Origin of the sequence: Cytobacillus dafuensis (assembly GCF_007995155.1) — a bacterium.
GTDB lineage: Bacteria > Bacillota > Bacilli > Bacillales > Cytobacillaceae > Cytobacillus > Cytobacillus dafuensis.
Genome location: NZ_CP042593.1, coordinates 2,238,486 through 2,250,486 on the forward strand (window position 1 = coordinate 2,238,486; position 12,001 = coordinate 2,250,486).

The following is a 12,001-nucleotide window of genomic DNA, read 5'->3' on the forward strand; positions in this document are numbered from 1 at the left end:
AATCCCATAAATGCAGTTGCGATGATTGAAACAAAATAATGTTTATTTTAAAAAAAGTTCTTGTTTTTTCTATCGGATCAGTCTATAGTAAACTGGTAATGACAACTGTCAAGACAGGAGGGGTAGTAGGGTGGTAGAGAAACCAATTTCTCAAAGGAAGCTGCTTGGCATCGCTGGACTTGGATGGATGTTTGATGCAATGGATGTCGGTATGCTGTCGTTTATTATCGCAGCTCTTAAAACAGATTGGGGGTTGACTCCGGAACAAATGGGCTGGATTGGTAGTATTAACTCAATCGGGATGGCTGTTGGCGCTCTCCTTTTTGGACTGTGGGCTGATCGTATTGGCCGAAAAAATATTTTTATTATTACTTTGCTCATGTTTTCACTTGCAAGTGGTTTTTCTGCACTCACGACAACATTTACAGCTTTTCTTATTCTTCGTTTTTTTGTTGGTATGGGGCTTGGGGGAGAATTGCCAGTTGCTTCTACACTCGTTTCCGAAAGTGTACCAGCTAAAGATCGTGGACGGGTTGTAGTTTTGCTTGAGAGCTTTTGGGCGTTCGGCTGGTTAATTGCTGCACTTATTTCATATTTTGTAATTCCATCATTTGGCTGGCAAATCGCACTCGTATTGGGCGCACTTCCTGCCTTTTATGCAATTTATTTACGTCTCAACTTACCAGACTCACCAGCGTTTTCACCGAAGAGAGGTAAAAAACGTTCGATCGGACAAAATGTTCGTGATGTTTGGTCGAAAAACAATGCTCGTTCCACATTCGTGCTTTGGATGGTCTGGTTCACCGTGGTTTTTTCATACTATGGCATGTTTCTATGGCTACCGAGTGTCATGGTCATGAAAGGATTTAGTATGATTCAAAGCTTTGAATACGTTCTGATTATGACACTCGCTCAGCTGCCAGGTTATTTTACAGCTGCTTGGTTAATTGAACGTATGGGACGAAAATTTGTTCTTGTTACTTATTTACTCGGTACAGCTGGCTCGGCACTTGTTTTTGGCAATGCAGAAACGACATTTGTCCTCATCACAGCAGGGATCTTATTGTCATTCTTTAATCTAGGAGCATGGGGTGCCTTGTATGCATATACACCGGAACAATATCCATCCGAAATTCGCGGAACTGGCTCCGGAATGGCCGCAGCTATCGGACGAGTGGGTGGAATTCTTGGACCACTTCTAGTTGGCTCACTTGTTACTGCGGGAATTTCAATTGGATTGATTTTTGGTATATTTTGCGCAAGCATCGTCATTGGGGTTGTGGTACTTGCCCTCTTTGGCCGGGAAACGCGTCAAATCGAACTAAAATAGAAGAGAAAAGAATTTTATTTTAAAATAAGGCTGTGTTATAGCTCAGTGTTGATAATGCTAATTTGTTGATGATTCTCGCTGCAGGCGCGAGATCCTCGAAAATGCTAACGCATTCCCTTCGTGCGGTGATTGTTCTAGGAAGCTTATTCTATGACCTGCGGGAGAAGCGAGTCAAAGGGAGACCCCGCAGGAGCGCTCTTCGACGAGGAGGCTTCCGGACCGCCCGCAATCGCTAAGTGCCTGCAGCGGAAATCAACAGGGAAGCTTAACATAGCCTATAATGAAGAAAGCCTCCAATTAGGAGGCTTGTATTATTATATATTTACCATTTCACTTTGCACGTAATGATATAGTAATTTAGCCGTATTTTCAATAGAAGATTTATGAGTTCTTTCAAAAGCGTGGGAAGAATCAATACCAGGACCTACTAATCCATGAACAATATCATGGCCAGAGCGGATTGCTGCAGATGCATCAGATCCATAATAAGGATATATATCAAGTTTATAACCAATTTCATTATCAATCGCAAGTTGGACAAGCTTTTTTCTCAATTCAAAATGATATGGTCCACTTGCATCTTTTACACAAATAGATACTGTAAATTCATCTGTAGACTGTCCGTCTCCTATTGCCCCCATATCTACAGCCAAATATTCGACCGTTTCTGGTGTAATATTAGAGTTTCCGCCATAGCCGATTTCTTCATTATTAGAGATAAGGAAATGGGTAGTATAAGGGAGCTCTAATTTTTCTAATTTTATCTGTTTAATTAATGACAGAAGGATCGCTACACTTGCCTTATCATCAAGATGACGTGATTTAATGAAGCCAGAAGGCGTTATTTGCACTCTTGGATCAAAAGAAACAAAATCACCTACTTCAATGCCTAAAGCTCTAACATCCTCTGAATTATGTACAACTTCATCTAATCGGACTTCCATATTCTCCTGGTTTCTTTCTGCCTTACCCGCATCCTTATAAACATGCACGGATGTTTGATGCATTAAAATCGTTCCTGTATATTTCTTTCCTATAGAAGTTTCAATTTCACAATACTCGCCTTCTATAGAGTTATATTTAAAACCTCCAATGAGGTCTAATTTAAGCCTTCCAGTTGGTTTAATTTCTTTCACAATTGCACCTAATGTATCAACATGCGCAGTTAGCATGCGATGATTGTAATCGTCCTTGCCTTTTATCGTAGCAATTAAACCTCCTTTTCGATTTCTTTTCGTTTCGACATGATGTTCCTGCAAATATTTCTCAACAAACGAAATCACTTCATTAGTATTACCTGATGGGCTTGGAATGGAAACAAGCTCGGATAATAATTGGAGTGTCTCATCTGTACTTGGATATGCCATATTAAAAACTCCTCTCTTGGGAAATTTTTCATTCTCCTAAATTATACCTCTTTGCGGACAAGCTATAAATAAATATTTATAGAAAATCGATGAGTTCTCCAATTTAGTAAAAAGGAGATCGAAAAATGATCTCCTTTGTTAGATTATTTCTTAATAAAGGACTTGACTCCGAGGTAGAGTAGAGCTAAAACAAAGACGATTATGACGATTCCGCCAACAATGGTAAGAACATTGGCAATCCCTGCAGTTATGACAACTGATGTTGGTATATTTGCTAAAGCAAAGCCAGCCAGTATACAAGCTAAATAGAGCAATGCTAACGCTTGCATTTATCATCCCTCCTTTTAAACAATTTATGTTATTAAAAGGGAAGTGCTTACCTATTTGTCCAAAATAAATAGAGAAATTTGTGGAAATATTACTAAATTTATCTGATGCATATTTGTTTTATTTTTTTTTTATTTGTGATATATTATGTTAAGTCCATCACCTTAATAAAATCTTAATATAAATAATAAATTTACTTAAACTTAGCAACCGCTAAGTTTTTCTGATTTTTATCAACCAAGAGGTGTGAATTGTGAAAAAACTTTTTAATTTAAATATGTTTAAAGAAAAAAATTTAAAGATTTTCTTATTGTTTGCTGTTCTTCTATGGATAAAAACGTATGCAGCTTATCGAATTGAATTTAATCTAGGGATAGATAATAAACTTCAAGAATTTCTATTGTTTATTAATCCACTTAGTTCCGTTTTGGTATTTTTGGGCGTGGCTTTATTTTTTAAAGGTCGGCTTCAATCGGTATTACTATTTGTAATAAACTTTTTAATGTCGTTTGTATTATATGCGAATATCGTATATTACCGTTTTTTTAGCGACTTTATTACAGTTCCTGTAGTTATGTCAACGAAATCGAATGCGGGACAATTAGGGGAAAGCACGCTTGCATTAATGTCTCCATTTGATGTTTTTTACTTTATTGATACCATTCTGTTATTAATTTTTGTTATTAAGAAATGGTACAACCCTAGTAAAACTGTTAGCAGAAAGCCTGCGGCATTTATTATTGCAGCGGGAGTATTGACTTTTATCATCAATCTTGGCCTTGCTGAAATTGATCGTCCACAATTATTAACACGTTCTTTTGACCGAAACTATCTTGTGAAGTACTTAGGTACTTATAATTTCACAATTTACGATACGATTCAAAATGCGAAATCAGCTAGTCAAAGAGCATTAGCAGACTCAAATGATACTACTGAGGTAGAGAACTATATTAAGGCAAATTATGCTGAACCTGATCCAAAATACTTTGGGAAAGCAAAAGGAAAAAATGTGATTTTTATATCAATGGAATCATTCCAAACCTTTCTCATAGATTACCAGCTTAATGGTCAAGAGGTTACACCATTCCTAAATTCTTTAGCACATGATGGTAAAACCTTTTATTTTGATAATATTATTAACCAAACAGGGCAGGGTAAAACATCTGATGCAGAATTTATGATGGATAATTCATTGTATCCGATGTCACAAGGTGCTGTTTTTGTAAATAAGGCTCAGAATACTTTACAGGCTACACCAGCAATTTTGAAAACACAAGGTTATACTTCGGCGGCATTCCATGGAAATTATAAAACTTTCTGGAACCGCAATGAAATGTACCGTACAATCGGTTATGATAAGTTTTTCGATGCTGAGTACTATAATATGAATGAAGAAGATACAAAAAATTACGGCTTGAAGGATAAACCATTTTTTGCAGAATCCATGCCATTATTAGAAAGTCTGCCTCAGCCTTTCTATACAAAATTTATTACACTTTCAAATCACCACCCATTTGGAATGGATGAAGGGGATACCGATTTTCCAGTTGCAGAAACAGATGATAAGGTTGTAAATCAATACTTCCAATCTGCTAATTATATGGATCAGGCCCTAGAACAATTTTTTAATGATCTTAAGAAATCTGGTTTGTATGATAATACTGTAGTTGTTATGTATGGGGATCATTATGGTATTTCTGAAAATCATAATGACGCAATGGCTGAAATTATTGGGAAAGAAGTAACTCCATTTGAATATGCAAGAAACTTGCAGAGAGTACCTGTATTTATTCATGTCCCAGGTGTAGAAGGCGGAGTACAGCATCAAATTGGCGGGCAAGTTGATGTAAGACCAACCTTATTACATTTGTTGGGAATTGATACAAAAGATTATTTAGAAATTGGTTCTGATTTATTATCTAAAAACCATCGTGAAGTCGTTCCTTTCCGTAATGGGGATTTCGTTTCACCAGAATTTACACAAGTAGATGATAAATGTTATTTAAATGAAACTGGCGAGGAAGTTGAAGGTGCAAGCTGTGCGCATTTATCAGAAAAAGCTAAGCTTGAATTACAAATGTCGGATAACATTGTCTACAAAGACTTACTTCGCTTCTATAAGCCTGAAGGATTTGTTCCAATAAATCGGGATGATTATCAGTATATTAAAAATGAAGATGAGTCAAGTAATGAAATTGGAACTGAACAAGGTGCGGATGAATAAAGTGAAACTTCCATCAGTGGGGGGGTCTTTCATCTCCCACTGATGGTTAGTTGAACCAATCGGGCATTTACGGGCAGTTGATCCCCCATTTAGGTTTCTTTGATTCTCTCGCAACCTTGAAATGGGGGTCTTACTGCCCGTTAATCTGCGATAAACTTGAGAGCGAAGAATTTTCTTCGCTCTTTTTGTGTTTTTGCCATTACAAATGAATTGTTTAACAATTATATCACCTCTCCAACATTAGTTAATTATCGTTTTTCATTGTAGAATAAATATAGTCCTACTAAATAAAGGGGGAGATAAAATGAGTGAGTGTAAATTGGATCATACTCATGATGACGTTATCCAAAAATTCGAACAACAAAAGGAATATTTACCAGACGATTTAAAGCCGTTATTTACTCTTTTCTTTGAAAAAGAGCATACTCAAGATTTATTAAATGAAGTCTTTCATCTTTTGAAAAAATTTGATTTATCTTCAGAAGAAGAAAAACTGGAACGAATTAATCGATTATCCTTAATATTAAAAAATGTGTAAATTGATTTACCACAGCTAAATGAAGTAAACAAAAAAGTTGGACAAATTTTTAAACATCTACCAAGGATTGGACACTGTTTTTCACAGGGCTCAATCCTTTTAATTTGGCCATAATTTGTTATTTAAAATAACTTACAATATTTTTGTAACTATTAAAATATTATTTTAACTGTCTAATATTTGTGATAAAATATATAAAAAGATAAGTAGTTTAAATGATTAGATCGTAAAGGATGTGTATGAGTTGAAGGAATACCATCGACCGATTTTTGATTTAGCAATACGCACAGCCGATATGCTTGTAAAAATGTTTGGTTCTCGCTGTGAGGTTGCCGTTCACGATTTTGCAGATTTAAAAAAATCACTTATTCATCTTGCAGGGTGTGTTACCGAAAGAAAAATCGGATCTCCAATTACTGATCTAGTGCTTAATGAGCTTGCAAAGAAAAAAAAGGACATAGAAGATATTCCTAGTTATAAAACACAGTCTAATAAGGGAAATATTATGAAATCTGCCACCATTTTTCTACGGGATCATGAAGGCAAGGTGATTGGTGCCCTATGCATTAATTATGATATTAGTCTTTTAATGCAATTTGGGGGAGAAATTGAAGAATTTATAAAATTCGATGACCAGCACACAAAATCGGAAAACTTCTTTACATCTGTTCAAGAAGTGATTCACGGAATGGTAGATCAGGTATTAGATGGATTTAAAAAAGCACCTTCCTTAATGAGTTTAGAGGAGAAGGTAGAATGTGTTCGTCAGCTAGAGGAAAAGGGAACATTTCTAATAAAAGGGGCTACTGATTATGTAGCATCAGTCCTCGGAGTATCCAAATTTACCGTCTACAATTATTTGCAAAAAATAAGAACGATAAATGAGTTTCAAACAGAAGAGTTCGTAGAACATTAGAAGAATTTTACGTTTGCCAAAAAACAATAATAAGGAGCAATAGACATGAAATATAGATCTGCATTTGATATTATTGGTCCAGTTATGATTGGCCCATCCAGTTCGCATACTGCGGGTGCAGCAAGAATTGGCCGGGTTGCTAGAACTTTATTTAACCGGCTTCCAAAAAAAGCTGTGATTTCTTTATATGGATCCTTTGCCAAAACATATAAAGGCCACGGTACTGACGTTGCTATTGTAGGTGGAATTTTGGATTTTGATACGTTTGATGAAAGAATTCCTAAGTCATTAGAACTTGCTGAGGAAGCTGGAATGGAAGTTGTGTTCTCAGTTGAGGAGATGGTCCCAGATCATCCGAATACTGTTCGAATTAATTTATATGATGATAAAGGTGATTTGGAAGTGGTCGGAATATCAATTGGCGGAGGTACGATTGAAATTACCGAACTGAATTCGTTTAAACTCAAATTATCTGGAGAGCATCCAGCCATCCTTGTCGTGCATAATGATCAATTTGGTGTCATCTCAGCAGTAACTCATATACTAGCACAACATCAAATAAATATTGGACATATGGAAGTTTCACGTAAAGAAAAGGGAAAAATGGCACTTATGGTTATTGAAGTAGATCAAAAGATACATCAAGATGTGATTCGAGAAATAGAAAAGGTTCCAAATGTTACTCAAATAATTAGAATGGTTGAGTAGAAATGCGATAGCTCAAAAAAGTTTCTATTTTAACAGCCTAGATTAGGGGTGTAAATATATGATGTTTAGAAATGTGGCAGAACTTGTTGAATTAGCTGAGAGTAAACAGGTAAAAATCGCTGAAATCATGATTCAACAGGAAATAGAAGTATCCGGACTCACTCGAGAAGAAATTATTGCTAAAATGGACCGAAATTTAACAGTTATGGAACAAGCAGTTGAGCGTGGGTTAAATGGTGTAACATCTGTCTCTGGTTTAACTGGAGGAGATGCAGTACTTCTTCAAAAATATATTAAAAGTGGCAAGGCATTATCAGGTAATATTCTGTTAGATGCAGTTAGTAAAGCTGTTGCAACTAATGAAGTTAATGCAGCGATGGGAACGATCTGTGCAACACCTACAGCAGGTTCTGCAGGTGTAGTCCCAGGTACATTATTTGCTGTGAAGGATGTTTTAAATCCAACTCGAATGGAAATGATTGAATTCTTATTTACATCTGCAGCATTTGGGTTTGTTGTTGCAAACAATGCTTCTATTTCAGGAGCAGCAGGAGGATGTCAAGCAGAGGTTGGTTCTGCAAGTGGAATGGCAGCAGCTTCAATTGTTGAACTTGCTGGCGGAACGCCAAGACAAGCAGCCGAAGCGATGGCGATTACATTGAAAAATATGCTTGGTCTCGTATGTGACCCAGTTGCTGGTCTAGTGGAAGTTCCTTGTGTGAAGAGAAATGCAATGGGTGCTTCCAATGCAATGACAGCAGCGGATATGGCTCTAGCAGGAATCACAAGCCGAATTCCTTGTGATGAAGTCATTCATGCGATGTTTTTAATAGGACAGTCTATGCCGTCAGCATTAAGAGAGACAGCAGAAGGCGGTCTAGCTGCAACTCCAACAGGAAGGCGTTTAGAAGCAGAAATATTTGGTGAAAAGAAATAATTTGTATAAAAACTCGGCATTCGCCAAGCACTTCATATCGAATACCAATGATTAACCTGGAATGTTCAATCCAGGTTTTTTTATTTGGAAAAACAATATTCACATTTGCGACATACTTTTTGAAAAAGAAAAATTGTAAATAATTATCCACAGATTCAAAATGGTTTACGGTGATACTATGAAGATAATAAAAATAAGGAGCGATAAATATGGAGGAGATATTAACGAAAATACTAGAAGGCATTAATGATATTAAAATCCAAGTAGATGAGATTAATCAAAATATAAAAATATTAGAGCGAAGACTGGATCGTTTGGAGAAAGTTGACAGCATTGAACATAGAGTAGAGGTTAACCAAATCGACTTAACTGACATAAAGGAAATTGTTGAAAAAGTGGAATCCTATCAAAGACACGAACTAAATGACTTTTTTCAGTTCTTAAAAGGAACGTCAATCAAAATATTTAATGAAGAGCTCCATGTAATTAATCAGCGCCTTGATGCCCAATTAACGAAGATTGCTAAGAATGAAGAGGCTATTTTAATGCTGGGTGGAAAAAATAATAAAGTAAGTTGATATTCATCGTATAGCTAAGAAAATACTTAAGAAGCCTTTAATACATGAGGCTTCTTTTTTTGGCTGTGTTAAATCTCAGTGTTGAAAATGCTATTTTGTAGTTGATTGGAGCAGAAGGCGCGATTGCGACGAGGAGGCTTCCGGATCGCCCGCGATCGCTAAGTGTCTGCAGCGGAAATCAACAGGGAAGTTAACATATCCTTGTTTTAAAAAATCATTTATATATAACTAGAAAAGCTATTGCATCCAAGTTCAATTAGGATTATGATAACTAAAGAATTTATTTAGATATTCGAAATAGATGGTTAACTTTAAAGGAAGAGGACACGAATGGGACAGTCATTTAGTATTACGAAAGTTAATGAAAAGCTAAGCATTCGAAATGGAATAGCTACCACCATTATTTTAAATATTAGCAATAATTATTTTCCTCTGTTTGCTATAAGTGTGCTTGGAGCAACGAATTATCAAGTAGGATTAATTAGCTCTTTGCCTCAATTTGTTGGAATGTTTGCAATGTTAATAGGATCGATAGTATTAAGTAGACTTGAAGAAAAAAAGAAATTTACTGCTTATTCCTTTTTGTTTGCCCGTATGTTTTTAATCGCCATGTTTCTTGTTATTTTTTTACCTGCTGAATATCGGAGCTGGGCATTTGTTCTGCTAGTTGGATTAATGAACCTGCCTGGTTCTTTTGCGAACTTAAGCTGGCAATCCTTGATCGGAGATCTTATACCTGATCAAAGAAGAAGTGGATTTTTTAGTGAGCGGAATAAAATCATGACGATCGTTGGCATGATTGCTACCTTTTTGATAGGGCTTCTTTTGCAGCAATTTGATAAAAGTGATCCACTTCCATTTCAAATATTATTTGTTATTGCATTTTTATTTGGATTAGTAGAATTTTATTATTTAATGAAACATATAGAACGCAGGAAAAATAGAGAAATAAATAAGAAGAAATTTCAATTGGGTTTACATGTTTTTAAATATAAGCCATTTGTTTACTTTTTGGTGTGTAGTTTATTTTTTAATTTTGGATGGCAGATGGCATGGTCACTGTTTAGCATTTATCAAATAAAGTATGCAGGTGCAACAGCCTTTTGGATTAGTTTAATTACTGTTTCCAATCAAATTGCTCAGATAGCCAGTTTTAGTTGGTGGGGAAGAATGGCAGACAAGCATAGTAATGCAAAAATGCTTATACTTGTTTCACTCGGAATGGCCAGCACACCTTTCTTAACGATTCTATCAACAAATTTAGTTTATCTTGTTATTGTGAATGCTTCATCAGGATTGTTTGTATCGGGAACGGTATTGCTTTTATTTAATCACCTATTGGAAGTAACGAAAGAAGAAAACCGTAGTCTATGTATTTCTAATTATAATATTTTGTTAGCATTAGTTGCTTTTATAGCACCACAATTTGGTGTCTTTCTTTTAGAGTATACCAATATTAATACGGCAATGATTATTTCTACTATTTTGAGGGGCTCAAGTGCGATATTATTCTTTTTTATGTTTATATACTTGAAAAGAATCAACTCAAATCAAAGTATTTAAAAATTCATTAATTTCATAAATACGGATGTTAGAAAGACGCCAGATTCCTGGTGTCTTTTTAATTATGTTAAACTTCTCTGTTGATTTTCGCTGCAGGCACTTAGCGATCGCGGGCGGTCCGGAAGCCTCCTCGTCGAAGAGCGCTCCTGCGGGGTCTCCCTATGACTCCTTCTCCCGCAGGACGTTGAATAAACTTCCCCGAATAAACAACGCACGAAGGAAATGCGTATGCATTTTCGAGGATCTCGCGCCTTCCGCACCAATCAACAACAAAATAGCTTTATCAACACTGAGCTTCAACATAGCCATTAAATTATATTGTTTTATTACCATTTAATAATCATAGCTTAAAAATAAAAAATTTTCAGAAAACTAATTGACTTTTTACTTTTTACACGGTATCTTTGTGTTAAATATATGACACATATTATATATAACGACAAAATTACGTTATATAGTTTCGATAGTATTCTATAATGATAAATTCTTGTAAGAAGGTCGCATTTTTTGATGCCAAAATCAAGTGGAGGTGTATACATTGTCAGAAACAATTTTTAATGAGTCGTTAACCGATGAGGAAAGATATGAGCATTTTATTGAGAGAATTGCTGCGGGTGAAAAAATTGAGGCAGACGACTGGATGCCGGATGACTATCGTGAAACATTAATAAAGCTCATTTCAATGCATGGTATTAGTGAAATAATGGGAGCACTTCCAGAAAAAGAGTGGGTGCCAAAAGCACCTAGTTTAAGAAGAAAGCTTGGAATTATGGCTAAGGTACAGGATGAAATGGGCCATGGACAATTATTGCTTAGGGTTGCAGAAGATTTGATGAAGCCTCTTGGAAGAACACGAGAAGATATAATGCAAGATTTATTTAGCGGGCGTCTTAAGTTCCATAATGTCTTTCATATGGAAGCTCCTACATGGGGAGATGCGGGATTAATTGGCTGGCTTGTAGACGGAGCTGCCATTATTTCACAGACTAATATGCTTGATGCTTCATACGGGCCGTATGCACGTGCTTTAAAAAGAATTTGTGCAGAAGAGGTTTTTCATGCCCAGCATGGGGAGTCAATAATCATAGCTCTGGCAGAAGGAACGTCGGAACAAAGAATAATGGTTCAGGATGCCATCAATAGGTGGTGGGAGGCCCTGCTAATGTTTTTCGGACCTGCAGATGCAACGACAACCGGGACTTCAAAACAGGATACAACGATTAAGTATCGTATTCGGACAAAAACAAATGAAGAGCTTAGACAGGACTTTTTTACAAAATATATCCCGAGAGTTCTATCACTTGGGCTAACAATTCCAGATGAGACGATGCATTTTAATCAAGAAAAGAAGCAATGGATATATAAACAGCCCGACTGGAGCCGTTTTAAAGAAATCATAAGGAATAATGGCCCAAAATCAAGAGAGAGACTAGAGCTTCGTAAAACAACTTATCATGAAAATCAGTGGGTGCGAAATGCACTAAATATAGCTAAATAGCAGATTGGAGGAAGC

Annotated in this window: 11 protein-coding genes; 9 read left to right on the forward strand and 2 right to left on the reverse strand. The window is 36.1% G+C overall.

All coding sequences use genetic code 11. The annotated features are described in order from the left end of the window. The first annotated feature begins 187 nt into the window (after positions 1 to 187). Entirely contained in the window at positions 188 to 1,330 is a 1,143-nt protein-coding gene (locus FSZ17_RS10590; protein ID WP_082625208.1) for an MFS transporter, read from the forward strand. A gap of 314 nt (positions 1,331 to 1,644) precedes the next feature. Here FSZ17_RS10590 and FSZ17_RS10595 read toward each other — a convergent pair whose 3' ends face one another. Beyond that, a complete protein-coding gene (locus FSZ17_RS10595) occupies positions 1,645 to 2,697 on the reverse strand; it encodes a M42 family metallopeptidase (protein ID WP_057770064.1) in 1,053 nt (350 codons plus the stop codon). A gap of 143 nt (positions 2,698 to 2,840) precedes the next feature. Further along, positions 2,841 to 3,026 carry a hypothetical protein gene (locus tag FSZ17_RS10600; RefSeq protein ID WP_057770067.1) on the reverse strand — a complete coding sequence of 62 codons (186 nt, stop codon included), beginning with the start codon at positions 3,024 to 3,026 and terminating at the stop codon, positions 2,841 to 2,843. A gap of 275 nt (positions 3,027 to 3,301) precedes the next feature. On the opposite strand from FSZ17_RS10600, the gene FSZ17_RS10605 reads away from it, so the two are divergent. The 8 genes from FSZ17_RS10605 to paaA all read left to right on the forward strand — a co-directional run bounded on the left by FSZ17_RS10605 (position 3,302) and on the right by paaA (position 11,986). Then, on the forward strand, positions 3,302 to 5,248 hold the full coding sequence (locus tag FSZ17_RS10605) for a lipoteichoic acid synthase (protein ID WP_057770681.1): 1,947 nt from the start codon (positions 3,302 to 3,304) through the stop codon (positions 5,246 to 5,248). Between the two features lie 304 nt (positions 5,249 to 5,552). Next, positions 5,553 to 5,786, forward strand: a complete 234-nt coding sequence (locus FSZ17_RS10615; protein WP_057770070.1) for a hypothetical protein — start codon at positions 5,553 to 5,555, stop codon at positions 5,784 to 5,786. A gap of 235 nt (positions 5,787 to 6,021) precedes the next feature. Continuing rightward, a complete protein-coding gene (locus tag FSZ17_RS10620; protein WP_228460315.1) occupies positions 6,022 to 6,702 on the forward strand; it encodes a helix-turn-helix transcriptional regulator in 681 nt (226 codons plus the stop codon). A 45-nt stretch (positions 6,703 to 6,747) separates the two neighbouring features. Continuing rightward, positions 6,748 to 7,410, forward strand: a complete 663-nt coding sequence (gene sdaAB / locus FSZ17_RS10625) for an L-serine ammonia-lyase, iron-sulfur-dependent subunit beta (RefSeq protein ID WP_057770074.1) — start codon at positions 6,748 to 6,750, stop codon at positions 7,408 to 7,410. Positions 7,411 to 7,471: 61 nt separating this feature from the next. After that, the gene (sdaAA, locus tag FSZ17_RS10630) at positions 7,472 to 8,347 is read left to right on the forward strand and encodes an L-serine ammonia-lyase, iron-sulfur-dependent, subunit alpha (RefSeq protein WP_057770683.1); all 876 of its coding nucleotides are present in this window, start codon (positions 7,472 to 7,474) and stop codon (positions 8,345 to 8,347) included. A gap of 209 nt (positions 8,348 to 8,556) precedes the next feature. Further along, a complete protein-coding gene (locus FSZ17_RS10635; protein WP_057770076.1) occupies positions 8,557 to 8,925 on the forward strand; it encodes a hypothetical protein in 369 nt (122 codons plus the stop codon). A gap of 330 nt (positions 8,926 to 9,255) precedes the next feature. Further along, complete coding sequence (locus FSZ17_RS10640) at positions 9,256 to 10,488, forward strand: MFS transporter (RefSeq protein ID WP_057770078.1); 1,233 nt, start codon at positions 9,256 to 9,258, stop codon at positions 10,486 to 10,488. 538 nt (positions 10,489 to 11,026) lie between these two features. Further along, a complete protein-coding gene (paaA, locus tag FSZ17_RS10645; protein WP_057770082.1) occupies positions 11,027 to 11,986 on the forward strand; it encodes a 1,2-phenylacetyl-CoA epoxidase subunit PaaA in 960 nt (319 codons plus the stop codon). Positions 11,987 to 12,001 lie beyond the last annotated feature (15 nt).